The sequence below is a fragment of the Rhodococcus sp. NPDC058521 genome, from assembly GCF_042719695.1.
Classification (GTDB): domain Bacteria; phylum Actinomycetota; class Actinomycetes; order Mycobacteriales; family Mycobacteriaceae; genus Rhodococcus_F.
Genome location: NZ_JBHXNL010000003.1, coordinates 1 through 25,635 on the forward strand (window position 1 = coordinate 1; position 25,635 = coordinate 25,635).

General features: G+C 64.2%; 21 protein-coding genes and 1 pseudogene. 14 read left to right on the forward strand and 8 right to left on the reverse strand.

Annotated elements, in window-relative coordinates; translation table 11 throughout:
* The first annotated feature begins 422 nt into the window (after positions 1–422).
* Entirely contained in the window at positions 423–2,570 is a 2,148-nt protein-coding gene (locus tag ACFWO3_RS06395; RefSeq protein ID WP_378575058.1) for an NAD-dependent succinate-semialdehyde dehydrogenase, read from the forward strand.
* Positions 2,571–2,594: 24 nt separating this feature from the next.
* Here the strand turns inward: ACFWO3_RS06395 and ACFWO3_RS06400 are convergent, their stop codons facing one another.
* Genes ACFWO3_RS06400 through ACFWO3_RS06410 form a run of 3 tightly spaced genes read right to left on the reverse strand, consistent with a single transcriptional unit; the run spans position 2,595 to position 5,481 of the window.
* Positions 2,595–3,488: a universal stress protein gene (locus tag ACFWO3_RS06400; RefSeq protein WP_378575061.1), complete on the reverse strand. Its 894-nt coding sequence runs from the start codon at positions 3,486–3,488 to the stop codon at positions 2,595–2,597.
* A gap of 13 nt (positions 3,489–3,501) precedes the next feature.
* Positions 3,502–4,545, reverse strand: a complete 1,044-nt coding sequence (locus ACFWO3_RS06405) for an LLM class F420-dependent oxidoreductase (protein ID WP_378575064.1) — start codon at positions 4,543–4,545, stop codon at positions 3,502–3,504.
* A gap of 51 nt (positions 4,546–4,596) precedes the next feature.
* Entirely contained in the window at positions 4,597–5,481 is an 885-nt protein-coding gene (locus tag ACFWO3_RS06410; protein WP_378575066.1) for a universal stress protein, read from the reverse strand.
* A 75-nt stretch (positions 5,482–5,556) separates the two neighbouring features.
* Between ACFWO3_RS06410 and ACFWO3_RS06415 the strand changes: the two genes are divergently transcribed.
* Positions 5,557–6,033, forward strand: coding sequence for an RrF2 family transcriptional regulator (locus ACFWO3_RS06415; protein ID WP_378575069.1), 477 nt, complete (start codon positions 5,557–5,559; stop codon positions 6,031–6,033).
* 14 nt (positions 6,034–6,047) lie between these two features.
* A complete protein-coding gene (locus ACFWO3_RS06420; RefSeq protein WP_378575072.1) occupies positions 6,048–7,268 on the forward strand; it encodes a globin domain-containing protein in 1,221 nt (406 codons plus the stop codon).
* Positions 7,269–7,278: 10 nt separating this feature from the next.
* On the opposite strand, the gene ACFWO3_RS06425 is transcribed toward ACFWO3_RS06420, so the two are convergent.
* Positions 7,279–8,787 carry a glutamate--cysteine ligase gene (locus ACFWO3_RS06425; protein ID WP_378575075.1) on the reverse strand — a complete coding sequence of 503 codons (1,509 nt, stop codon included), beginning with the start codon at positions 8,785–8,787 and terminating at the stop codon, positions 7,279–7,281.
* A 131-nt stretch (positions 8,788–8,918) separates the two neighbouring features.
* On the opposite strand from ACFWO3_RS06425, the gene ACFWO3_RS06430 reads away from it, so the two are divergent.
* Positions 8,919–9,182 carry a hypothetical protein gene (locus ACFWO3_RS06430; protein ID WP_378575078.1) on the forward strand — a complete coding sequence of 88 codons (264 nt, stop codon included), beginning with the start codon at positions 8,919–8,921 and terminating at the stop codon, positions 9,180–9,182.
* 56 nt (positions 9,183–9,238) lie between these two features.
* On the opposite strand, the gene ACFWO3_RS06435 is transcribed toward ACFWO3_RS06430, so the two are convergent.
* The 4 genes from ACFWO3_RS06435 to ACFWO3_RS06450 form a co-directional block, all read right to left on the reverse strand.
* Positions 9,239–10,054 (reverse strand): M23 family metallopeptidase, encoded by an 816-nt coding sequence (locus ACFWO3_RS06435; protein WP_378575080.1) that lies wholly within the window; start codon positions 10,052–10,054, stop codon positions 9,239–9,241.
* A gap of 103 nt (positions 10,055–10,157) precedes the next feature.
* Positions 10,158–11,624, reverse strand: coding sequence for a D-serine/D-alanine/glycine transporter (gene cycA / locus ACFWO3_RS06440; RefSeq protein WP_378575082.1), 1,467 nt, complete (start codon positions 11,622–11,624; stop codon positions 10,158–10,160).
* A gap of 113 nt (positions 11,625–11,737) precedes the next feature.
* The gene (locus tag ACFWO3_RS06445) at positions 11,738–13,045 is read right to left on the reverse strand and encodes a condensation domain-containing protein (RefSeq protein ID WP_378575085.1); all 1,308 of its coding nucleotides are present in this window, start codon (positions 13,043–13,045) and stop codon (positions 11,738–11,740) included.
* Between the two features lie 329 nt (positions 13,046–13,374).
* A complete protein-coding gene (locus ACFWO3_RS06450; protein WP_378575087.1) occupies positions 13,375–14,967 on the reverse strand; it encodes an FAD-dependent oxidoreductase in 1,593 nt (530 codons plus the stop codon).
* A 74-nt stretch (positions 14,968–15,041) separates the two neighbouring features.
* Between ACFWO3_RS06450 and ACFWO3_RS06455 the strand changes: the two genes are divergently transcribed.
* The 10 genes and pseudogenes from ACFWO3_RS06455 (at position 15,042) to ACFWO3_RS06500 (ending at position 25,565) form a co-directional block, all read left to right on the forward strand.
* Entirely contained in the window at positions 15,042–15,602 is a 561-nt protein-coding gene (locus ACFWO3_RS06455; protein WP_378575089.1) for a helix-turn-helix domain-containing protein, read from the forward strand.
* 93 nt (positions 15,603–15,695) lie between these two features.
* Positions 15,696–15,794, forward strand: a pseudogene (locus ACFWO3_RS06460) (PIN domain nuclease); the annotation flags it as partial.
* Positions 15,795–16,700: 906 nt separating this feature from the next.
* Positions 16,701–17,549: a 2OG-Fe(II) oxygenase gene (locus ACFWO3_RS06465; protein WP_378575092.1), complete on the forward strand. Its 849-nt coding sequence runs from the start codon at positions 16,701–16,703 to the stop codon at positions 17,547–17,549.
* A complete protein-coding gene (locus ACFWO3_RS06470) occupies positions 17,549–18,241 on the forward strand; it encodes a tRNA-dependent cyclodipeptide synthase (RefSeq protein WP_378575094.1) in 693 nt (230 codons plus the stop codon). Before ACFWO3_RS06465 ends, ACFWO3_RS06470 begins: the two co-directional genes overlap by 1 nt.
* On the forward strand, positions 18,238–19,611 hold the full coding sequence (locus ACFWO3_RS06475; protein ID WP_378575098.1) for an MFS transporter: 1,374 nt from the start codon (positions 18,238–18,240) through the stop codon (positions 19,609–19,611). Before ACFWO3_RS06470 ends, ACFWO3_RS06475 begins: the two co-directional genes overlap by 4 nt.
* Positions 19,608–20,726 (forward strand): LLM class flavin-dependent oxidoreductase, encoded by a 1,119-nt coding sequence (locus ACFWO3_RS06480; RefSeq protein WP_378575101.1) that lies wholly within the window; start codon positions 19,608–19,610, stop codon positions 20,724–20,726. The genes ACFWO3_RS06475 and ACFWO3_RS06480 overlap by 4 nt, the downstream gene beginning before the upstream one ends.
* A gap of 190 nt (positions 20,727–20,916) precedes the next feature.
* The gene (locus ACFWO3_RS06485) at positions 20,917–22,347 is read left to right on the forward strand and encodes an ABC transporter substrate-binding protein (RefSeq protein WP_378575104.1); all 1,431 of its coding nucleotides are present in this window, start codon (positions 20,917–20,919) and stop codon (positions 22,345–22,347) included.
* Complete coding sequence (locus ACFWO3_RS06490; RefSeq protein ID WP_378575106.1) at positions 22,344–23,297, forward strand: ABC transporter permease; 954 nt, start codon at positions 22,344–22,346, stop codon at positions 23,295–23,297. Before ACFWO3_RS06485 ends, ACFWO3_RS06490 begins: the two co-directional genes overlap by 4 nt.
* Positions 23,294–24,154 (forward strand): ABC transporter permease, encoded by an 861-nt coding sequence (locus ACFWO3_RS06495; protein WP_378575109.1) that lies wholly within the window; start codon positions 23,294–23,296, stop codon positions 24,152–24,154. The genes ACFWO3_RS06490 and ACFWO3_RS06495 overlap by 4 nt, the downstream gene beginning before the upstream one ends.
* Positions 24,147–25,565, forward strand: coding sequence for an ABC transporter ATP-binding protein (locus ACFWO3_RS06500; RefSeq protein ID WP_378575112.1), 1,419 nt, complete (start codon positions 24,147–24,149; stop codon positions 25,563–25,565). The genes ACFWO3_RS06495 and ACFWO3_RS06500 overlap by 8 nt, the downstream gene beginning before the upstream one ends.
* Positions 25,566–25,635 lie beyond the last annotated feature (70 nt).

The window sequence follows — 25,635 nt, forward strand, 5'->3', positions numbered from 1 at the left end:
ATTGTTTCTGTGAGAAGTTCAATTCTTCCACCACGACAGGGCATTTCGCCGTTACGACCCGCGTCTGACCACTACTGAATCGGTGCATTCAGGCTTAGACCAGCGGTCGTCCGTAGACGAGGCGGGTCGGCACCCAGAATGAATTTCTACGCCACCCGTGGGCGCGAAACGTCGTTCGCGCCGAGAACAGATGACTCGAACCGGCGCGGACGGGAGTGCGATTGTCATCATCACGCGGACGTACCCGAAACAACTGCTAGTCAACGTTTCCGGACGGCCAGTTCCATACAATTTGCGACCGCTTGAGGGATGCGCACCGGGGGGCGTACGGTCAACAGTGAGTGGTTGAGATCAGCAGCCTCGCACGCCCACAGATTCTCGTGGACACACACCAATCGATTGCTGTGCGATCGGAGGGGCCGATGAAGCTGTCACCCGACTCCGTCGCGGCAGAGTCGGACACGGAGAAGGTCCGGATCCTCCTGGACGTCGCCGGCGGCACGTACGCCACCGATGCCTCGGTTGGGTTGAAGGACACCCCGGCACCACTGTTCCGATTACTCGTGCTGAGTCTGCTTCTCAGTGCTCGTATCTCTGCGAACATCGCTGTTGCGGCGTCGAAAGAACTGCGCCGCAGCGGGATTACCTCGATGAGGGCTGCGCGAGCAGCGAATCGGGTAGATATCATCGATGCGCTCGGACGCGCCCACTACGTGCGCTACGACGAACGCACCGCCACGCAACTACGTGACAATGCCGATCGTATGAAGAGTGGGTACCAAGACGATTTGCGGCGCTTGGCGGAACGCGCGGAGTACAGGGTCGACAACGCAAAGCGGTTGCTCACCGAATTCGACGGTATCGGTCCCGTCGGCGCCGATATATTTCTGCGCGAAGTGCAGGAAGTATGGCCGTGGGTCCGCCCATATTTCGACAAGCGCGCTCGAAGGAGCGCGAAGTCTCGGGTTACCGCATCAAGACGACACACTCGCCGACCTGGTAGCCAGCGACGACCTTGCGCGACTCGCCGCGGCTCTCGTCCGAGTATCAATCGACAATGCCGTCCGAGAGCGCCTCGAAGCCGAATTTTCTGGGCATACGAACAGTTCTGGACATACAAACAGGAGGACTACACCATGACCTCGACAAGTGCACAACCGATGAGCGGCACCGGGCCGGATGCGGAGCCATTCGAATCGGTCAACCCATACTCCGGCGAGACGGTGGCCGAGTTTCCCTATCTGGAACTCGAACAACTCGACGCAGTCGTCGAACGCGCCCATGATGCGTTCGAGACCTGGCGTGAGGTTCCAATCGACGAGCGTGCCGGCGTTGTGCTTCGTGCCGCGCAACTCCTACGCGACCGCAAGGACGAGTTCGCCCGACTGATCACACGAGAGATGGGCAAGCTCATCGCCGAGAGCAGGTTCGAAGTGGATCTGGCTGCCAGCATCCTCGAGTACTACGGCGAGAATGGGCCGCAATTTCTGGCGCCCACCGAAATCGACGTCGAGAAGGGCACCGCCCGCGTCGTCAACCAACCGCTCGGTGTACTGCTGGGCATAGAGCCGTGGAACTTTCCGCTTTATCAAGTGGTCCGTGTTGCGGGACCCAATATCGTTGCAGGCAACACGATCTTGCTGAAACATGCAAAGCTTTGCGCCGCCACGGCCGCACAGTTGGAGACGCTCTTCCATGACGCTGGGGTCCCAGAGGGTGTCTACACCAACATCTTCATGCGCACACGTGATACGGAACGAGTTGTGAAGCATCCTGCAGTACAAGGCGTCGCCCTGACCGGCAGCGAAGGTGCAGGTTCCTCGGTTGCCGCGTTGGCCGGTAAGCACCTGAAGAAGTGCATCCTCGAACTCGGCGGCAGTGATCCTTTCGTGGTGCTCGACGACGCCGACGTGAGCGCCGCCGTCGACGCGGGAGTCCCCGGGCGGATGGCCAACACGGGCCAAAGCTGTATAGCGGCGAAGCGCTTCTTCGTTCCTGACGCCATGTTCGAGCAGTTCGTATCCGAAATTTCCGATCGACTCGGCGCACTACAACCGGGCGACCCACTCGATCCCGAGACGACGCTGGGCCCACTCTCGTCGGAGCAGGCAGCACAGGGCCTCATAGACCAGGTACAGGACGCTGTCGACAAGGGTGCGACCGTCATCACCGGTGGCGGTCGCCCGCAGAACCGGGGCCCGAACGGTGTGGGAGCGTTCGTGGATGCGACCGTCCTGACGGGTGTGACTCCCGAGATGCGGGCGTTCTCGGAGGAACTGTTCGGCCCCGTGGCGGTGGTCTACCGGGTTTCCGACGTCGATGAGGCCGTGTCGATGGCAAACTCGTCGGTATACGGCCTCGGCGCTACCGTGATAGCTCGAGACGAATCCAGGGCACAAGAGGTCGCCAACCGCATCGAGAGTGGGATGGTGTGGATCAACCAACCGACCGGGACCGACCCTCGGCTGCCGTTCGGCGGCGTGAAGAATTCCGGGTTCGGCCGAGAACTCTCCAACCTCGGCATTCTGGAGTTCGTGAATCGCAAGCTCATCAGATCGAGTCCCGCATAGCTCCAGACGTGCGGGAGGCAACGGTCAGGTGGTGGCCGACCGCACGACCATCACGGGGCAGTCCGCGGTGTGAACCAACGCATTGCTGGTGGAGCCGAGCAGCATTCCGGTGAGGCCACCACGCCCGCGTCTGCCGACCACGATCAGCTGCGCGTCTTCGGCGTAACCGCTCAGAACACGCACCGGCCGGTCACGCGCCACGACAGGTTCCACGGCGACGTCCGGGTACCGACTTCGGTATCCAGCGATCCTCTCGGACAACACCGCTTCCTCTTCCGTCTGAATGCGACTCCAGTGCGGATCCTCCGGGGCGGCGCCGAGGACGGGTTGCACACTCACGTCACTCCACACGTGAACTGCGATCAGAGTTGCTCCGCGTACCGAAGCCTCCTCGAAGGCAACCGCCGTGGCCGCGTCGCTGTTCTCGGAGCCGTCCACTCCCACCACGATCGGCCCGTCGACGGGAGGGCGCCCGTCCGACGTACGGCCGCGAACCACCACGACCGGCGATTCGGCGTGCGCCAGTGTGGCGACAGCTGTCGACCCGACGACCAGGCCGGTGAACTCGCCGTGGCCACGAGAGCCGAGAACGACCATTCGGGCCGCCTTCGACAACTCGACGAGCGTGGACGCTACCTTGCCGCGGTGCCCCTCGGTCGTCACGTTCAGTGGACCGTCGACCGACTTCTCGGCGAACTCCTTGGCATCGGAGAGGTGACGGCGAGCCGACTCCTCGAGTTCGTCCCGAAAACTCTCTGCCAGATACGGTTCGGAGTAGTAGAAGGCAGGTACGTGGACAACTGACACGATATGCAGCGGGCAGGAAGCCGCTTGCGCCCCGCGCGCCGCCCATCCCACTGCCTGGGTCGAGGACTCCGACCCGTCGACAGCTACCACTATCGGCCGGTTGCCACTCATATCTACACTCCTGTCAGGCGTCGCAAATCTTCCGGAACTGCTCGATGAGAGCGACTCGGCCAGCCCTGTCCGCCGCGAACGGAGTCACGTTCACCGTGGTCACACCAGACTCGGCGAACGCCGCGAGCCGTTCCTTCACGTAACTCTCGGGCCCGATCAGCGACACCGCACGCACCAGTTCGTCCGGCACCGCCGCGGCGGCTTCCTGCTTTTTTCCGGACAGGAAGAGATCCTGGATGGTTTCGGCTTCCTTCTCGTACCCGTAGCGCACCGCGAGATCGTTGTAGAAGTTCTTACCCTTCGCACCCATACCGCCGATGTACAGCGCGAGGCTGGGACGAACCCAGTCGAGCATGTGATCGACGTCGTCACCGATGGCAAGGGCCGGCGAGGCGTATACCTGCAGGTCACCCAGGCTGGGATCACGCTTCGCCTTGCCCTTGGCGAGAGCCTCGCCCCACACACTCTCCGCCTTCTCGGGGTGGTAGAAGATGGGCTCCCAGCCCTCGGCAATCTCGGCGGTCAGTTCCACGTTCTTGGGACCCAGCGAGGCGATGAGCACCGGGATGCGTTCACGGACAGGGTGGTTGATGAGCTTGAGCGGCTTGCCGAGTCCGGTGCCCTTCTCGGCGGGCAGCGGCACCTGGTAGTACTTGCCGTCGTACTGGACCTTCTCGCGCTTCCAGACCTGACGGCAGATTTCCACGACCTCACGGGTACGGCCGAGCGGAGCGTCGTACTTCACGCCGTGGAAACCCTCGACGACCTGCGGTCCCGAAGCTCCGATGCCCATGACGAACCGGCCGTCGGAGACGTAGTCGAGGCCGGCAGCCGTCATGGCGGTGAGGCTCGGCGTGCGGGTGAAGATCTGGAAGATGCCCGAGGCGAGTTCGACCGTCGAGGTCTTCGCAGCGAGGTAACCGAGCTGGCTGACCGCGTCGAACGAGTACGCCTCGGGAACGAAGGCGATGTCCAATCCGGCCTTCTCCAGGTCGCCTACCTCGGCGGCCGTCTCGGCGAATCCGCCGCTGTAGTTCAAGCTCATTCCGATGCGCACTCTCGTACCCCATTCGTAGACCGACGGTGTTCCGACCGTTTTGCCTCGACCCTAGTTCGACTCCGGACGCACCACCACGACAGGGCAGTTCGCCTGACTGATGAGGCTGTTGCTGGTCGAGCCGAGCAACATGCTGCGGAACCCGCCGCGCCCACGGCTACCGACCACCACGAGCTGGGCTTTCTCGGTCCAGTCGAGCAATCGCGCACGGGGATTGTCGATGTAGATTCGGCGCTCGACGTGTACGTCCGGGAACTGCTCCTGCCAACCGGCCAGCGCCTCGGCGAGGACAGCTTCTTCTTCGTCCTCGATGCCGCGGGGCACCAGTGCAGCTGCCCGTGGGTCTTCGAAGGCGGTCGGCCCCAGGTCGCTCCACACGTGCACGGCCACCAAAGGCACCCCACGCAGGTCCGCTTCCTGGAAGCCGACCTCCACCGCGCGGACGCTGGTGGCGCTGCCGTCGACGCCCACCACCACCGGCGCCTCGGGGCGGATCTCGCCACGCACCACCACCACAGGGCAGTGGGCGTGTGTCGTCACACTGACCGCGTTGTTCCCGAGAAGCGCGGTTGTCGCTGCTCCCACACCGGACGCACCGATGACGATGACCCGCGCCTGCTCGGAGAGATCGACCAGCCATTGTGCACTGCTACCGATGGACAACTCCGTCTTGATCTCGAGGTCCGCCTTGCGCTCACGTGCCAACGCTTCCGCATCCTGCAGGATGGACTTGCCGCTGGCTTCCACCCATTCGAAAACTCCCCCGGAATCGATGTACGGACCGCCGAACCCGTAGGGCGCGAAATCGAGGGCGTGGATGATCTTGAGGCGTAATCCTCGTTTTGCTGCGACACCTGCTGCGACCCGAAGCGCTGCCCACGCGGATTCCGACCCGTCCACACCGACAACCACACTGTTGCGATCAGCTGTGCTCATGTTCACACACTAACCTCCGGCGCCGTTCGTCACTTAATTCGCATCTTGAATACGAATTAAATTACCGTGGTGATCATGCAGCTCACGCAGTTCGCCGACCTAGGTTTGAGGGTCGTGATGCGCCTGGCCGTCGACGAGTCGGATTCGCGCCCCAGTAGTCGTGACATCGCCCGGCAGCTGTCGATCTCCTACTCCCACGTGACGAAGGTGATCACCAGGCTCTCCGAACTCGGCGTCGTCGACGCACGCCGCGGACGTGGCGGCGGTCTGGCCATCACCGAACTCGGCCGCACTGCCTCCGTCGGATGGATCACACGACGACTCGAAGGAGAAGGCGAGGTAGTCGAATGCGAGGGCGCCAACCCCTGCCCGCTTCGTAGCGCGTGCCGCCTTCGATCCGCTCTCGGAGTGGCCCGCGAAGCCTTCTTCGCCTCACTCGACACGGTGACCGCCGAAGAGTTGACAGCCCAGCCGAGCCGCGGCGTCCTCCTCTCGCTACCCGAAGTCGGAACGCCCCAAAAGCACAGCGGTGCGTCCAGCGCCGCAAGATGATTGGAGAAACACCCATGCTCTCGCCCGAATCTCGAGAAACGATCCGCGCAACCCTTCCCGCCGTAGGCGCAGCGATCGAGGAGATCACCTCCCTCTTCTACAGCAGAATGTTCGCGGATCACCCCGAACTCGAACGCGACCTCTTCAACCGGGGCAACCAGAAACAGGGCGATCAGCAGCGTGCACTTGCGGGCGCCATCGCTGCTTTCGCAACGTTGCAACTCGAGCCCGACGAGGCGCGCACACAGGCGATCCTGTCGAGGATCGCCAACAAGCACGCCTCGCTCGGGGTCGAGCCCGACCAGTACTGGGTCGTCCACAAGTATCTGTTCGCCGCAATCGTCGAGGTACTGGGCGACGCGGTGACTCCCGAGGTCGCAAAGGCCTGGGACGAGGTCTACTGGCTCATGGCGAACACACTCATCGCGATGGAGGCCGGTCTGTACGAGTCTGCTGGAGTCGCAGTCGGCAAGGTATGGCGCGAGGTTCGCGTGACCGAACGTACCCACCAGTCTACCGATACCGTGTCCTTCGTCCTCACCTCCACCGACGGATCGACCCTGCCGACCTTCGTTCCCGGACAGTACCTTTCGGTCGGCGTGAATCTTCCCGACGGCGCACGCCAGATCCGGCAGTACAGCTTGTCGTCAGCTCCGGCACATGGCGACTGGCGCATCACCGTGAAGCGAATCGCCGAGCGCAGCGCAGAAGGCGGCGTCATCGTTCCAGCCGGAGAGGTATCGAACTTCCTGTACGACAACGTCTTCGAAGGTGACACCCTCGCAGTCTCGACACCCTTCGGTGACCTGACTCTCGAGGATGATGAGGCACCGCTCCTCCTGGTGTCCGCCGGAATCGGCTGCACCCCGATGATCGGTATGCTCAGCCACCTCGCCGAACGCGAAGACGCCCGACAGGTCAGCGTCGTGCACGCGGACCGCTCCCCCAGCAATCACGCCCACCGCCTCGAGCTGACCGAACTGATCGGCCGCCTTCCGTCCGCCTCCATATATCGTTGGTACGAGGATCTCGGAGCCCGGACCCCCGAAGCCGATCTCCGAGCCGGTCGCGCCGACCTGGACGCGGTGGAGATCTCACCGGGAACCCGTGCTTACCTCTGCGGACCACTACCGTTCATGCTGGGCATGCGCGAAGCGCTCCTCGCGAAAGACGTTCCGGTGGAGAATATCCACTATGAGGTGTTCGGTCCGGACAGCTGGGCCGGCAGGCCTTGATCGAGTGACCTCACACCGGCCAAGTGTGGACCGGATCACCACTTCGCATGTGCCTCACGTAGTCACCGAGCATGCCGGCCAACGCCTGCTCCCGTGATTGTCCGGAACTTTCCCGCTTCGACACCTGCTCACGCTGCCACGTGGCACCGTTTCTCCTTGTCACGCAACGCCCCTCGATCACTCCGAGGTACCGATTGCGCGTCTCCGCATCGAGACCATAGGCGCTGAGCCCGGCGTCGGCGACAGCCAACAATCGCCGCACGACCAGTTCGTCGACACGAACGTGACCGACGTCCGGCCAGTACAGGTGGGCGTCGAGTCCGTTCTGCGCACCGGTGCGAAGGTTCTCCGCAGCGGCATCGAACGACATCGACGACCACAGCGGACGTTCGGCATCGACCAACCCGCGTACCAGCCCGTAATAGAAGGCCGCATTCGACATCATGTCGATCACCGTGGGGCCCGCCGGGAGCACTCTGTTCTCGATTCGAAGGTGCGGCCTACCGTCGGTGCTGTCGTACACCGGCCGGTTCCAGCGGTAGATCGTGCCGTTGTGCATCTGCAGTTCGTGCAGATGCGGAATGCGACCGGCATCGAGTTCGGCAACGGGGTCGGTACCGGAGACCTCCGGCAGGAGCGCTGGAAAGTAGCGCGAATTCTCCTCGAACAGGTCGAACACCGAAGTGATCCACCGGTCACCGAACCACACTCGTGGGCGTACTCCCTGATTCTTCAGTTCGAGGGGACGGGTGTCCGTCGCCTGCTCGAATATCGGAAGTCGCGACTCGTGCCACAGTGCGTGCCCCGCGAAGAAGGGTGAGTTCGCGGCTATGGCCGCCTGCACACCGGCGATACACTGGGCGGCATTCCAATGTGCGGCGAATGCCTCGGGCGCGACCCTCGAGTGGAGCTGCAACGACGTGCACGCCGCCTCGGGCACCACCGAGGTGGCGCCGGCACGCAAGTGCTCACCTTCACGTCCGGGCAGCGCGACGCCCTCGAGGTCCAACTCGATGTCCTCGCCCCGCGCGGCGAAGATCTGCTCGTCCAGCAACGCATAGCGCGGGTTGTCCGTGATCCGGTCGCGGCCGAGATGTTCGAGACCGAGAGTCGGCAGCATTCCGATCATCACGAGCTGCGCGTCATGACCGACCATCCGAGCATCGGCGATATCGAGCGATGCCCGCAGGTTACGTTCGAGCTCCAGCACACCACCGCCGGCGAGCGGCCCGGGGACCACGTTCATCTCGACGTTGAACTGCCCGAGTTCGGTTTGGAACACGGCTTCGTCGTCGATCGAGGCGAGAACGGCCTCGTTCGACATCGCCGGCTGCATGTTCGCATGGACCAAATTGAACTCGATCTCCATACCCAGCAACGGCTGAGGCGGAGCCACATCGTCCACGAACGCACCCTCGGCCAGCATCCGCTCGAGCGCAGCGGCGCAGACCCGCACCTTCTCTCGAAATGCCCTGCGATCAGCCCGGGTGAACGTGCGTGCCCTCACTTCGGTACCCAAGAACACGCTCCCCTCGCCGCATTCGCGGGCCTCGCGACACCGCCGTGAGCACGAGCATAACGATTCGTCCCACACCGTGAGCCAATCCCGGGTTAACCTCGGAGCAGCACATGTGAGCGGAAGGATCGACGATGAAAACCGGAACCGACCCCAAGAAGAAGAAGTCGGAATTCGCAGTGGGTTCACGCGTGAAGACGCGGCACTCGACCGACCAGAGCATTCCGGAGAAGAAGCGCCCCCTCGAAGCGGGCGAGATCGTCGACGAGTTCGGCGGTGTGGAAAAGATCGACAACGAGAAGTACGGCCGCGATTGGGGCGTGTCCAAGCGCTGGGCCGTTGCTCTCGATATCGGAACGCTGGTGTTCCGCGACGACATCGATCTGGAAGCCGAGTAGGGCCCGGCCGAAGCCAGGCCCTACTCGGGGGAAGACTCTTCAGACGTCGCAGAGACTCACATGTCGCCGGTGGCGTCCGTCCACGTGACCGCCACACCGCGGGTCTGCAGCCACTGAGCGGGGTCGACCTTGTTTCCGCTCGGGTCGTGCACCTCGAAGTGCAGGTGCGGGCCGGTGGACTGGCCCTGATTACCGACCGTCGCGATCGGCTGACCCGCGGTGACCCGCTGGCCGCTGTTGACCAAATAATCGTTGACGTGGCCGTAGATGGTGATCGTTCCGTCGTCGTGCTGGACACGCACCCACTGACCGAATCCGGAAGCCGGACCCGCGTCGATGACCTGTCCGTCCGCGGCTGCGAGCACAGGGGTGCCGATCGGAGCCGCAACATCGAGCCCACCGTGGTGTGCTCCCCAACGTGGACCGAAGGATGACGTAAGGGTGCCCGAGACCGGCTGAACGGTGGTCGGTTTGATCGGGTTGAGCGAGTTGATCCACTGCTGCGCCTGAGCCGCCTGGGCCTCGAGATCGGGCGCGACCGCTTCGAGTTCCTTGGGGATCTCCGGGATCTCGAAGTTCTCAGGAACCACGCCGGCCGGAACCTCGAAGGGCAGACCCGCAATGGACTGGTTGACGTGCGTCGCGGCGTTACCGGGGCTGGTCTCGAACGACTGCGCCTCGGCGGGGTGCGCTGCCGCACTGCCCGCTCCGAGCTGGGCACCTCCGGCGACGATCGCGCCGGTGGCTGCAGCAACCGTGGCTGCCTTCAGTCCGAGTGCAGAACCGTTCTGGTCGCGGTGGCGGCCACGTTCTGCGGTCGGATCGATAGCGAACTGGACGGGGGAATTACCCGCCCGGTGGTGGGAACCCACAGTTGTTACCTCGTCAGTCGTCGGATTGCAGCCAGCGCCGTGGGCGCTTGCTCCTCTGTCTTCGCGAAGCAATGTAACAAATTGATATAGGTGGACGCCACCGTTACCCGTTCTTGATCTTCGAGTGCGCCTCGATCTCGGCCTTGAACGCCTGATAGCGGGCCACATGCTCGGGTCGACGGCGGATGATCGCCCACGCCACGCCGAGCACGACGAACCATACCGGGGTCACGAGAAGGGCCTGCAGGGTGTCCTCCTCCTGCGTCAGCGCCCAAATGATGAACACGAAGAAGGCGAGCACCACCCAGCACATGACGACGCCACCGGGCATCTTGAAATTCGATGTCTCGTGCAGGTGGGGGCGACGCCGACGGTAGACGAGGTAGCTCGCGAGAATCATCGTCCACACGAAAATGAAGAGCAACGTCGAAATGGTTGTGACCAGGGTGAACGCATCGATCACCGACTCGCCCGAGAACAGCAGGACGATCGCGGACAGCAGAAAGATGCAGGAGAACATCAATGCGTTGGCCGGCACCCGTCGCCGGCTGAGGCGGCCGAGCGCGCGCGGCGCGTCACCTTCTTTGGCGAGCCCGAACACCATGCGGGACGTCGAGTAGATCCCCGAGTTCGCGGACGACGCTGCGGACGTCAGCACCACGAAGTTCACCACCGACGCGGCGATACCCAGGCCGGCGAGGGTGAACATCGCGACGAACGGGCTGCGCTCGGCGCTGATCTCCCGCCAGGGCGTCACGGCCATGATCACGAGAAGAGCGAGAACGTAGAAGAGCAGGATGCGGATCGGAATCGAGTTGATCGCCTTCGGCAGGTTCTTCTCAGGGTCCTTGGCCTCCGCTGCGGTCGTTCCCACGAGTTCGATGCCGACGAAAGCGAACACGGCGATCTGGAAGCCGGCGACGAAACCCATGATGCCGGTCGGGAACATCCCGCCGTCGTTCCACAGGTTGTCGAATCCGGCCTCGGAACCGTTGGGAGCGGTGAAGTTGGCGAACACCATCACGAGACCCACCACGATGAGGGTTCCGATGGCGATGATCTTGATGAGCGCGAACCAGAACTCGGTCTCACCGAACGCTTTCACGGTCGGGAGGTTCAAGGCCAGGAGCAACAGGATTGCGATGAGCGCCGGGATCCACAGCGTCAGATCCGGCCACCAGTACGCTACGTATCCGGAGATCGCCACGATGTCGGCGATACCGGTGACGATCCAACAGAACCAATAAGTCCATCCCGTGAAGAACCCGGCCCAGGGGCCGAGAAGATCAGCCGAGAAGTCGGAGAACGACTTGTACTTCAGGTTCGACAGCAGCAATTCCCCCATCGCCCGCATGACGAAGAAGAGCATGAAGCCGATGATCATGTAGACGAACAGAACCGACGGCCCGGCCAGCGAAATCGTCTTGCCGGACCCCATGAAGAGCCCGGTGCCGATGGCGCCACCGATAGCGATCAGCTGGATGTGTCGATTCGCCAGCTGGCGTGACAGGTGCGGTTCCCCGCCGGGTTCGGCCGGGGTAACAGGCACGGACACGTCACGGTCGGACATGTAGGTCTCCTCGTCGTCCTTGTGTCGGATGTTCGTAAGGTACGCGGGAGTCCAGACGGCCGTGCACCATCCCGGACCGAATGTCCGTTTCGACCGATTATCTTCTCGCCCAGTCAAACCAGCGGCGGGACCAACGAGAGCCGCCGAGCCGGCCGACGACCTTCGGCCGCGAACCGCTCGACGAACCGCACGAGCGACTGATGCAGAGCGGACAACTCACTCGGGGTGTAGGTGTTGCTGTTCCCGAGGAGGTCGAGGTGCAACGCACCCATTCCGGTGCGATAGACGTCCACCTGCACGTCATGGACAGGCCCCGACGTCAACACCCCTACCCCGGCGCGGAATCCCGCCAGATCGACCGCCGTCTCCTCCAGCATCAGGTTGATCACCGGACCGAACGGTCGCGCCGCCGGGTGTGCCCCACGATCACGCTGCATGTCCTCGAAGCGGTACCTCTGATGCCGGAGAGCACCGAGCAGTGTCCTGCGCGCCATGTCGATTCGTTCCTCGGTAGAACTGCCGCCGACATCGGTCAACAGAAGCGGAACGATGTTGTCCACCGAGCCGGCAGCATCACGCATCGCACGGCTCGTGCGCCCCGAAGTCCTCAGTCCCAGAACCACATCCGAGCGACCGGATCGCTCGGCGAAGAACGTGGCGATGGCCGCGATCACCACCGAAGCCATTCCCCCGGTCTCGCTCCCCAGGACTTCCAGATCACGCCGGTGTGCGGAACTCAGCTCTGCGGTCGACTGCAGCGGGACCGTCGCCATCACACACATGTCGTCCTGAGCGCTGAGCGACGACAGCCGGTCACGCCAGTACAGCCGGTCGTCGCCGAACCGCTCGGACGATCGGTATCGGCCTTCGAGATCGGCAAGCTCTTCGAGGTCTGCCGCCCGCGAGGACGGGGCTACGGTTCCGGTGACGCTCGAGTTGTAGATCTGTGCGGTCCGGCGCACCAGCGCCATCACTCCGTACCCGTCGAGCGCAACGTGGTGGGCCCGGACGTACCAGAAATAGTGCGAGGAACCGACCCGGAGCAGCGCCGAAGTGACGAGAGGACTGTCGGTCATGGCGACGGGCGCGGCACACTCGGCCCGCATCCAACGATGCGCAGCTCCCACCGGATCCGGTTCTTCGGTGAGATCCTCGAGAACCACGCACCGTTCCAGATCGGTATCCACGAACTGGAAGGGTTCACCGTCGACCTCGACGATGCGCAGGGCACCCGATCCGTACTCGATCGCGGCGGCCCTTCCTGCCCTTCGCAGTGCAGCGACGTCGATGTCCTCGAAGATCTCGATGTACCGGCCGATCACGAAAGGAACCCCGGGATCCCGCTTCTGCGCCGCCCAGAGGCCGCGCTGCGCGTTCGTCAAAGGGAACACGTGCCGCTCCTCCCTTTCGACGTTCCTCATCGAGCCACCCTCTGTTCCGGCCACAAGCCCCTGACCGACGGACCTCACGGTCCGTTTCGTGCCCACCGGTCAGTGTAAGCACGCAATAGTGTTCCGAACCACACCGGCATCCCCGCCACACCCCTGTTCGGCGGTCGATCTGCCCGAATCGTCACGCCAGTATCCCACTGCGGCCACCCGATCGAGCGGCCAGTGTCTGTCCTTACTCGCGAGCTCGCGGACCTGCCCTGCAGGCGGCGGCTTCGCGTGCCATCCACAGGTATCTGCCATCGGAGGTGTCGAGGTCGACCTTCGCCAAGAGGTCTGCGAGTGCGCTGGGTGCGTCTCCGCTACCTGAGCTTGCGCCGTGCCCTGAGCACGATGTCGTCGACATGGTGGGCGGCAGAGGCAGCCCCAGGCGGACGGGGACGCTTGTCGTGGGTTTCGATGTCCCACTGCGGGGAATCGGCGAGGGCGGCTACGAAGTCGTCGACGCGCAGGTAGGCATCGGGGTCGAATGGCCTGCTGTGATTGTGTGTGTCGATCGGCTCGCGCATCGGTTCGAGGTCGTGCCCGACGACGAGCAGAGTGCCGCCCGGAGCAACGGCACCGAGGATGTTGTCGAGGCCGCGAAGGTCGGGTGTGCGGGGAACCGATGCATATTGGGCGGTGACGAGATCGAAAGCGGCGGACTCGAAGGCTCCGACCGTATTCGCATCCGTGTGGAGGCAGTCGACTTTCAGTCCGTCGCGACGCGCCTGCGCGTCGACCCGATCGAGTGCGCGTTGTGAGATGTCATTGGCACTCACGCGCCAACCGTGCTCGGCCAGCCACAGCGCATCGCCGCCTTCGCCAGCACCCACATCCAGGGCACGTCCGGGAGTGAGACCGCTGACCTCGTGGACGAGTGTGCCGTTCGGTCGTCCGCTCCACATTGTGTCACCGGAATACCGCTGATCCCAGTCGATCTCGTTTCCGGACGGGCGCGCTGCGTTCTGGATGTCGTCGTGTGCAAGGTCGAAACTGACGCTGGCACCGACGCGGCCACCATGGGCGGCGGCGTGCAGCAGCGCCTGGCTCGGGTCGGTGACATTGCCGACGGCAAACAGACCCTGCACTGCCGTTTCCCCGAACCCATTCGTCTCCACGATGTCTCCGAGCCCGGTTGGGTGAGTCACTGTGTGCAACCCGAGCGCGGTGAAGGGCTCGGCGCGGGCAGCACCCCGGGGGAGGACGACCACCGCATCGGCATCGAGGCGCTCACCGCTGGCCAACTCGACAGCCTCGATCTGCCCGTCGCCGCCGGAGACAACCCGGGTCACGTCGGCGGAGCGAACGTCGACGCCCGATGCTCGCAGCGCATCGAGCTGGGAGCTGTCCACGTCCACCCCGTCGGCGACCACAATGTGCAGCCGCTCGGTCAGCTGCCGGAACAGCCCGGCGGTGTGTAATCCCATGGGGTGCGTGACGATCTGCACGATGCGCTGCTCGCGCACCTCGAAGCCGTGACAGAAGGGACAATGGATGACTCCACGCCCCCACTGATCGGTGATCCCGTCGATGTCCGGGAGTACATCCTTCATGCCGGTGGCGGCGATCACCCGTCGTGCGACGACGGTGTTGCCGTCGACCAGCTCGACACAGAAAGGTGCATCGTCGTCGGCGCGTGTCACTCGGTTCACGCGTCCGGCGAGCCACTCACCACCGTAACTGCGCACTTCCTCACGACCGGCAGCGGTCAGTTCTTCCGGCGGCGCCCCATCGCGCGAGAGGTAGCCGTGCATATGTGCGGCAGGGGCGTTGCGCGGCTCGCCTGAATCGATGACGATCACCGACCGGCGCTGCCGCACGAGGTGAAGAGCGGCGGCGAGACCGGCTGCCGATCCGCCGACGATTGCGACATCGCAGTGCCGCTGGATGGTCCAAGACGTAGATTCGCTCATGACACGAAACTACCGGCGATTTAGCGGAATCTGCCATACTGTTTGCAGTATTCGCAAGATCACGAGGGAGGGTGATGACGAGCCCAGGTGACATCGAACGAGTGGTTCGAACACGACTACGAAGCCTTCGCACCACACTCGGGATCTCGCTCGACGAACTTGCCACGCGAACCGCGCTGAGCGCTTCGACCATCAGCCGTATCGAAACCGGCAAGCGGGCGATCAGCCTCGATGTCCTGCTTCCCTTGGCCACCGCTTTGCAGGTCGATCTCGACGCGCTACTCGATGTGAGCGGCAACGACGATGTCGTGATTCGCCCCGTGCCGAACAGATCGGGCACGCGCACCACGTGGATGTTGAGCAGGCCGACCGGCAGCACCATCGCGATCAAAATGCGCATCGAGCCGGCCCCCACACCACCTGAACAGCGAGTCCACCCGGGGCACGATTGGTTTTTCGTTCTCACCGGACGGGTGCGACTGTTCCTCGGCGAACGCGAGATCACGGTCGAAGCCGGCGAGGCCGCCGAATTCGGCACGATGACACCCCATGCGCTCACCGCCGTCGACGGCCCCGCCGAGCTGGTCATGATCTTCGACCGCGATGGCCACCACGCGCACACCCACCGCGAATAAGTTCCGCCTTCGACGAAGCCACCTGGCTGGCGGCAAGACTTGCGATCGCCAACGAATCCACTATGAAAACATGCAGATGTAGGAAGGCAAGGCGTGATCGAGCGCACCGTCCTGCTCGATACCAATGCTCTGTTGTGGCTGACTGCCGCGCCTGAAAAGCTCGCATCCGACACCCTCGAACTGCTGGCGGCGCCCTCGACGGCGCTGGTGGTATCCGCGGTCTCCGCGTGGGAGGTTTCGGTCAAGACTCACAGCGGAGACTGCCCGGCGGGCACTCACTGCTGTCGGCGTGGGGCCAGCACATGTCCCCCACCATCGATACTCTCCGCGACCCGTCGTGACCGGTGTCAGGCGGAGTCGTTCTCGGACAGAGTCCTATCCTGCACGTTCTATCCTGCTACGGGCAATAGGCAGCCGTCTTTGCGTGCTTCCAAGAAGTTCGGTCAGTCGCAGGTCAACCGGCGGCTGTGTGGCACAGCCAGATTCGCGATGCGGCGGCGACCATGCCGACGATCTCGTCGGCTGCGGCGCCGGGTTCTCGGCCAGGTGGCTGCAGTGAACGCATCGACCACGAACCGTGCGATCGGCAATGGGCTCCGCACCGCGCCGTTTCGCTGCGGATCTGGGGCCACATCCACTGCCGCCGAACAGAAGCCGTCAGTGCCGGCCTCCATCGTAGGCTTCGCTACGGCGAGCACGATCGTCTACTCCGATCGCGGCAGACAAGCCGGTTGAATCCGCCCAATTCCGCTCACTGCGTCGGTGTGAATCGCCCATCCACGTCGGCCTTTCCGCCCGCCCCCTCCTTCGAACAAGTCTCTTTCAGTTCACCATGATTAATACCACCTGACCTGCGCGGGTTCGCTTCGTTCGAACGCACATCTGTTGCTGCACGTCCATGCGTCGAATTATGTTCCGGGTGCACATATTTCATCATGAGCGACCGGGATGACGACCTGTCGGGGTCGCACAAGCCATGTCCTCGGGTGTGCGTGGTCTGCGCATCCTCATCAACGCTCGTGATCGATCTTTGTGCGGTTCGCCGATGCGCACGACCGCAGACGACGCCGGTACTCGTCCGGCATGGGGAGGAACACGATGACTGGAACACTCGATGGGCCTGTGGAGGCAATTGGCGTATCAACGGATGATCCTTTGGAGGAGCGATCGGCCCGCGTCGTCACCACGACGATTCGTGAGTTCTCGGCAGACGATCTGCTGCAGCTGTTGAAAGGCGACGTTTACGCGGTTCGGGTGCGCGACGTCGTCGCCGGCGCCGCATTGGACGGGTTGCGTACGCAATTCGTCGGCCGTGACGACCACGGACCGCTCGGCACCGATCCGCAGTTCCGCCGGATCGGTTACGCCTTCTCCGAAGTCGCAGTAGGAGATGAGGCCACCTACTTCGAGGAGGCACCGGAGCATCGCAAGCATCTGCGAGAACTCGCCGCGCCGTACGGTTACCCCACCGATACGATCCGGATCCTGCTCGACGAAACGTGGCCGTCGGGTACCACGCTGTTGACTTCGGAGAGTCGGAAGTTCTTCGCTGGGGTGGTCCGCTATCAGCAGGCAGGAGTGGATCTGGAGCCTCATACCGACAACGTGCAGCGGAACCTGCCCGATGAGGACATTCTCGGTATCCGCCGTCAATTGTCGGTCAACGTCTACCTCGACGTACCGGACCGTGGCGGCGAACTCGAGATCTGGGACTCGTACCCGTCCGAAGGCGATTATCGAGCATTGTCCGGGGAGCGGGTGTGGGGTGTCGATCGTGACGCTGTCGGCGAGCCGGCTCTCACGGTTCGCCCCCAGGTCGGGGAGGCGATCTTCATCGATCCCCGCCGAGTGCATGCTGTCGCACCATCGCACGATCGACCGCGTGTGACAGTCGGGCTGTTCATCGGGGTCCGCGGTCAGGACCAGCCGTTGGCGGTGTGGAGCTGATGGCGCTCACCGCGACCGCAACCGCATCCGTCGGTTCCTCGTCACACAAGGCGGCGTTCGACCTCAAAGGTGCGCAATACGACTACGCAGGCCGCTCGACAATTCTTCTGGTGAGTGTCGGTGCGGATTACCACGAAGGCGAAAAGTTCGGCGCCACTATCGATCTGCTCAATCGGAGCGGTTTCGGGAGTGTCACGGTCGCCGTGGCGGACACCCTTCAGCGGCACAACCTGAAGGCCTCACCCAGCCAGGCGTACGATCGGTCGCGCAGACGTGGTGATCAGTGGATAGCGCGGAATCGCCCGCTGATCGATCTGCTCACCGCCGATGTCGACATCCTCCGGTGGGACGACGCCTTGATCGATCCCGGCTATCCGCGAGCCCTGAGTGACGTCCGAGCGGCATACAGGTCGAACACGGATTATCGGTCGGCGATCGACTCGACCATAGATCGCTTCGTCGCACGGCAAGGTGGCGATGTCCCGGAAGTAGACCGCGTGCGCGATGGATGCCTCAGGTACCTTCTCGAGGAAGTGCCGATCATCCAGCCGCTCTGGGCTGCACAAGGTTACGACTTCGTCGTCTACCCACAGCAGATCTCCGCCGCCATGCAGGCGACCCGCGATCTGTTCGTGGAGGACGGGGCCGCCTGGCTGCCGCTGCGCTTCAAGAAGCGGAGGTCCGCGCGGTGAGCATTCTCGACCACGAGACGTCCGTCGGACGACGGAGTGCCGGTTTCATAGGCCTGGCAACGGCGTCGTTCCTCGGCTGTATCGATCTGACCATCGTGTCGACCGCACTGCCGTCGATCACTCGTGAGTTCGGTACGACGATAGGCAGTTCCCAGCTGGTACTGAGCGGATTCCTCACGGCTCTTGCGATGTTCATGGTGACGGCGGGACGGCTCGGCGACCAGTTCGGGCGTCGACGGGTGCTGCTCGTCGGACTCGCAGTATTCGTTGTCGCATCGGTGGCCGCGGCGCTCGCTCCAGGTATCGGATGGCTTGTCGGGGCTCGATTCGTGCAGGGCGCAGCATGCGCAATGCTCTACACATCTACCTCCACGCTGGTGGAACAGTTGTTCCCGCCGGGAGAGCGTGGGCGTGCGGTCGGCTGGTTGTACGCGGTGAACGGCATCGGCTTGGCGATCGGCCCGGTACTCGGCGGACTGCTGGTACCGGCTTACGGGTGGGGTTCGGTGTTCTGGATCAACGTGCCGTTCGGGCTGTTGGCGATCGTGTTGATTCTCGTAGCCGTGCCTGCGCCGAAACCGAGCCCGCGCATCGGACTGGACGTTCCCGGACTTTCACTCCTCGCGATGACGATCGCTGCGGCGGTCGCGTTCGTGTCGCTGCCGGCGAGTGTGGGCTGGCTCAGCGTTCCGGTGCTGATCGCTGCCGCGGTCGCTGTGCTCGGCGGCGTCGGGTTGACTACAGCCGAACGTCGGGCAGCCAACCCACTGCTGAGGGTTGAGTTGTTCACGGAATCACGATTCCGTGCGGCTCTGCTGTCGGACTTCTTTCTCGCCGCGTTCTATGCGTCCGCTCTGCTGGTGCTTCCGCCGTACCTGGCGGACCGACACGGCTTCGATGAGCGCGCCACCGGCGCTTCGCTGCTTCTGGTGAGTGGCACGATGGCGCTCGCCTCGCCGCGCGTGGGTCGCTGGGTTGATCGAGTAGGCCCGGTCACACCTTTGGGCTACGGTTTCGGCGCTCTGGTGGTGACGGCGGGCGCCACTCTGATCGCCGGTGCGACAGGGTCACTCGCCGTGTTGCTGGTGGGTTTCGTGTTCTTCGGTGTCGGATGGGCACTGATCTTGGCGCCGGCCACTGTCGCCGCGCTGTCGTCGGTTCCCGCTGCCGAATCCGGATTCGCGATCGGAGCGTCGTGGACGTTCCACAACCTGGGCGGCGCACTCGGCGCGGCGGTGGCGGCGGCGTTGTACGCATCGTCGGACGCTTCGGGTGGCTTGGTTGCCGCGTCGATATTCCTGCTGGCCGCATCACTCGTGGCGCTCTTCGTCAACCTGGTGATCAAGAACCGGGAACGAGTTGCGTCATGACCGAACTCGGAGTGCTCGACCTGGTCCCCATCCGAAAAGGCGGAACTGCCCGCCAAGCGCTCGATGAAGCCGTCGATCTCGCCCGGCGCGTCGAGGAGTTCGGCTATCGACGCTACTGGGTGGCCGAGCATCACTTCTCCGCACTCGCCTCCGCTGCACCGGCAATTGTTGCGGCACAAGTTCTGTCGGCCACCGAACGGATCCGTGTCGGTGCCGGCGCGGTGCAGCTCAGCCAGCGGGTCGCCGCCCGCGTCGCCGAGGAATGGGGCACGCTCTCGACCCTGCATCCCGGCCGGGTCGACCTCGGGCTCGGCAGAAGCGCGGGCCGGGCAGATCAGTATCGGGAGGCCCTGAATCGGGCTCCGGTCGAGACGGCAGTTGGCGTCGACGAGCATCCTGTGGTCGACGGCGTGGTAATTCCGGAGCCCCGGGATCTGCGGGGACTCGTCGACTCGGCGCGCGCTGCAGCGGGCTTGGCGCTGATCGCTCCACCGGGAGACGTGCCGGATTACCCGAGTCAGGTGCAACAGATCCTGTCGCTGCGCGACGGGACGTTCACACCCGAAGGGCTCGTCGCCCCTCTTCACCTCACTCCGGGCGAGGGCACAGATCTGCTGCCCTGGATCCTCGGCAACTCGCCGGGGATCAGTGCGCAATTGGCAGGACAGTTGGGCTTGCCGTTCGTCGCGAACTACCACCTTGCGCCTGGGACGACGATTCAGACAGCGCATGCCTACCGTGATGCCTTCACCCCTGGGGTGCTCGAGACACCGTATCTGGCGGTCTCGGCGGACGTCTTGGCCGCCGCCACCGAGGACGAGGCACGTCGCCAAGCGAAGCCGTTTCTGCCGTGGGTGGATTCCGTCGCCCGCGGTGCCGGAGCCATCCCCGTTCCCGGCCCCGACGATGTGTCAGCGGCTGCCATCCGAGACCTCACTGCCCGCCACTCGGCGCGCGTCGCCACCCGGTTCGTCGGGACGGCCACTCGGGTCACCAATCGCCTTCGCGCGCTTGCCGACCTGACAGGTGCCGACGAACTGATCGTCACCACCCTCGCGCATCGGCATGAGGACCGCGTGCGGTCCCACCAATTGATCGCCTCAGCCTGGCGCTGAAGCCCAACGAAACGAGTACGTCATCAAACCCATCACGCGAACGGTCACCGCCGTCGTTGCCCTGTCCTTCGCGATACCACTGGTGGCCTGCGCAGGTGCGCACACCAGATCCGACACTCTCCGATATGGACTGTCGTCGGCGCCCAGTTGCGCTGATCCCGCACAGTCGAGCACCAACCAGACCGTCAACGTGTCGCGGCAGGTCGTCGACTCGCTGGTGGATCAGAATCCCGATACGGGTGAACTGACTCCCTGGCTGGCCCAACGATTCGAAGCCTCGCCGGACGGCCGGGACTTCACGTTTACGCTGCGATCGGATGTCACATTCAGTGACGGGACACCGCTCACCTCCGACGTGGTGAAGAAGAATTTCGACGCGCTGGGATCACCCGCGTCGGCCAATGCCGCCGGCTCGACCCGCGCCCTTCAGGCTTCCGGATTCCTACTCGGCTACGAGGGCACCGACACTCCCGACAGGCGAACCGCAGTCGTACGGTTCCGTGAACCGAATGTGCAGTTCCTTCAGGCGGCGGCGACGACGCAGCTCGGCATTCTCGCGTCGTCGACGGTGGGTCGCTCGTTCGATGAGCGCTGCAATGGAAGTGCTGTTATCGGCAGCGGGCCCTACACATACTCGGGGTGGGAGCAGAACCGGTCCGCGACGCTCACGCGTCGCGACGACTACCGCTGGGCACCCGACATCGGCTTCGCCCAGAAGGCCCGCTACCAGACAGTCGAGTTCAGCGTCGTCCCGGAATCCGGTGTGCGAGCAGGCAGCGTCGAATCCGGTCAGCTGGACGCGTCGGCCGACCCGCAGCCACAGGACCGAGAAAGCCTTTCGTCGGCGGGCGCCTCTCTGGTGTCGCGACCGAATCCCGGTCTGCCGTATGTGATCCAGCCGAACGTCTCGCGCGGTGCGCTGGCCGACCGTGCAGTGCGCCGAGCGGTGACGACCGCTCTCAACCGTCCTGAACTGGTCGGCACCGTTCTCGGCGACGGCTTCACACCGGCGACCAGTGTATTGGCGTCGACGACACCCGGCTACCACGACGACAAGGACATCCGATACGACCCGAAGGCATCCGAACGGGTTCTGGACGCTGCCGGATGGCGGAGACCAGGAGACGGCACCCGCGAGAAGGATGGGAAGACACTGACGTTCGACGTAATCTATTCGCCCGAGTTCTACGGCAACAAGCCAATTCTCGAGCTCATTCAGCAGCAGTTGCACGCAGTCGGCATCGGCATGACGGTCACCGCCCTCTCGAATGACGACTTTCTATCGCGCCGTTCGGTCGGTGACTTCGACGCCGTCTACTACAACGTGACCCGAGCCGATCCGGATATACTGCGGTCGCGCTTGAGTGCGGACGGCACCAACTACTCGCAGCGCACCTTCGATCCAGAGATCGACCCCTTGCTCCAGCAACAGGCCGGCGTAGCCGATCGAGCCAGGCGAACCGGAATCGTCGAACAGGTCCAGACCCGGTTGGCCGAAGCTGGCTACGCGATCCCCGTGACAGAGCTGTCACAGGTCGCCGCCGTCGCGCCCGGATTCGGCGGGATCGGATTCGACGCCTCCGGAGTACTGCGATTGCAGTTCGCAGACGGTGAGTCATGACGAACGCGCTCGCTCGCAGAATCCTCGGCCGCGTCGCTGCCGGAGCCGTCGTGGTGTGGATGGTTTTCACCCTGGTGTTCGCCATTCTGCGGGTGCTGCCGGGCGATCCCGTGTCGCTCGCGGCGAACGCCGACAGCGTCGGCGTCCCGCCGTCGGCGACGACGATCGCGGCACTGCAAGCGCAATACGGTCTCGACCGGCCGCTGTGGCAGCAGTACGCGACAGCACTTGGGGACTTCGTCCGCGGTGATTGGGGGACCTCGGTTGTCACCGGTCAACCGGTGACGACGTCTCTACTCGAAACGCTGCCGTCCACCGCGACACTCGCAGCTGCGGCACTAGCGATCGGCGCGATCGCTGCTTTCGGGCTCGCCTTCGGCGCGACATACCGTCCCGAAGGGATCCTGGCGCGTGTTGTCGGTCAGCTGCCCTCGGTCCTGGTATCGATCCCGACATTCGCCGTCGGCCTCGTATTGATCCAGGTTTTTGCATTCGGATTGGGCCTGTTCCCGGGATTCGGCGACGACGGCTTGTCCGCCTTGATACTGCCGGCGATCACACTCGCCATCCCGATCGCCGGTTACCTCGCTCAGGTAATGGCGTCGGGCATGCGTGAAGCGGCATCCCAGCCGTTCGTCGACGTCGCACGAGCAAAAGGAGCGTCGGATGCGGCCGTGCATTTTCGGCACGTCGCACCGGTGACGGCCTTGCCGGCATTGTCGGCGCTCGGAGTCCTGGTCGGTGCCGCCCTCGCCGGTGCGGTCGTCGTGGAGACCGTCTTCTCCCGGGCCGGTCTCGGGAGGCTGACTCAACAGGCCGTCGCCGCACACGACGGTCCGGTACTGCTGGCTGTGGTGGTCACCTCGGCGGCGATCTTCGTGGTCGCCACTCTGACCGTCGATCTGGTCGGCCCGTTCGTCGATCCTCGAGCGGGGGGTGTGCGCGCATGACGAACTCCGTGGGAGAGCGTGTGTCGACGCATCAGCGATTCTCGGTTCGGACGCCTCGCGCGCGTCCCTCGGCCGCCAACCTCATCTCGTCCGTTGTGTTGGTGCTCGTTCTGATCGCGGCGACGGTGCCCGGCCTTCTGACACGTATCGATCCCGTCGCTGCGTCGCCCTCCCACCGTTTGCAGGCGCCCGGCTTCTCGCATCCGTTCGGAACCGATCAGCTGGGGCGCGATGTGCTCCCCCGGATCGTTCACGGCACGGGTGCCTCACTTGCGGCTGCGCTGATCGCGGTCGCGATCGCGGTGATCGGAGGCGGCGTAATCGGGCTCCTCGCGGGGTATGTCGGCGGCTGGACCGATCGCCTCGGAATGCGGATCGTGGACGTGTTGCTCGCCGTGCCGAGCCTGCTGCTGTCGATGACAGTGATCGCCGCAACAGGCGGTGGGACCATCGAACTCGGTGTCGCGGTCGGTATCGCGGGAATAGCCGCGGTTGCCCGCGTCATCCGATCTCGAACCATGCAGCTGCGGTCCGCGCCGTTCGTCGAGGCAGCGACCGTCAGCGGGTGGCGTCGCACGGTCGTTGTGGGAAGGCATGTTCTGCCGCACCTGTGGCCTACCGCAGCGGCAGTCGCATCCGTGGAGTTCGGTCAAGCAGTACTGGCTGTCGCTGGGCTGAGTTTCCTCGGGTTCGGACGCCCGCCGCCTGCACCGGAATGGGGCGCGATGGTCGCCGACGGCAGAGCGTACCTGGCGAGTGCGTGGTGGCTCACCGTCATCCCGGCTGTCGTCATCACGGTTGTCGTACTCGCCGCCTATCGGCTATCCCGGGCAATCGAAGGAACGCACGATGCTTGAGATCGAAGAGTTGAACCTCACGTTCGGGGACACCCAGATCCTGCGCGACGTCAGCCTGCGTGTGGAACCCGGTGAAGTGGTCGCCGTCGTCGGGAAATCGGGAAGCGGGAAGTCGTCGCTCGCGCGGACAGTCCTCGGGTTGCACCGCGGCCGAACCAGGGTGGAGGCCACGCGGCTGCGGCTCGGCGGTTCCGATCTGCCCGGTCCAGGCAACCGGAGGTGGCGGTCTGTACGCGGCCGCCAGGTCGGCTATGTGCCACAGGATCCCGGCAGCTCACTGAATCCGGTGCGTCGAATCGGGAGCCAGGTGCGCGAGGCGCTGCGGTTGACCGGCAAACCCAACAGCGAGACCGAAGCCGTGAATCGCCTCGCCGAGGTGGGTTTGGCTGATCCGTCGTACGCGCGGCGATACCCGCACGAGATATCGGGCGGCCAACGACAGAGAGTCCTGATCGCGATGGCGCTGGCGGGACGCCCCGGTCTGTTGGTTGCGGACGAGCCGACGAGCGCACTCGACGATGAGGTCACAGATCAGGTGCTCGACGCACTCACCGCACACACCGGCAACGGCACCGGTCTGCTCCTGATCACCCACGATCTGACGGTCGCTGCGAAGCGGGCTCATCGGGTCGTCGTGCTCGACGGTGGACGCGTCGTGGAGTCGGCGTCGACCAACTGTGTGCTGAACAGCCCGAAAAGTGCAGCAGCGCAAGCCTTACAGGAGTCGATTCCGGGCCGGAGACTTCGCGCACCGGTATCGTCATCGGGTCAGCCGGCGCTGACTGCACGCTCACTGACCAAGAGGTTCGGCGACGTCGTGGCGTCGGACTCGATAGATCTGACCGTGCATCGCGGTGAGACGGTCGCTGTGGTCGGCCCGTCCGGCTCGGGAAAGTCGACGTTGGCCAGACTACTGACCGGGCTGGCCGTGCCCGATGAGGGAACGATCGAATTGCACGGCGGGCAAGTGCAATTGGTGTCGCAGAACCCGTTCTCTGCCTTGGAACCGAGATGGACCGTCGCACGGATCGTGGAGGAGTCACTGCATCCGTCGCTCGGCCTCACGCATGCGGAGAGGTCCCAGCGAGTCTTCGAAGTACTCGACGAGGTGGGCCTCGGAGTAGCGTTCGCGCAACGCCGACCGCACGAACTCTCCGGCGGACAAAGCCAGCGTGTCGCCATCGCCCGGGCGTTGGCTTCGCGTCCTGCGATCGTCGTGCTCGACGAAGCAGTGTCGGCGCTCGACGTTGTATCCCAGGCGACGGTCCTTGACGTCCTCTGCGAACTCCAAGCGTCACACGGCACTGCATACGTGTTCATCACCCACGACACTCTCGTGGCCCGCGATATCGCACATCGTACGATAGAGGTACGTGCCGGTCGGATGAGGGAACTCGAACTCGAGCACTGACTACCGCGCTGCGCCTTACAGCCGGTCAGGCTCGCCCGTACGTCGGGTGATCTGCTCCCGTCGGGGTGGG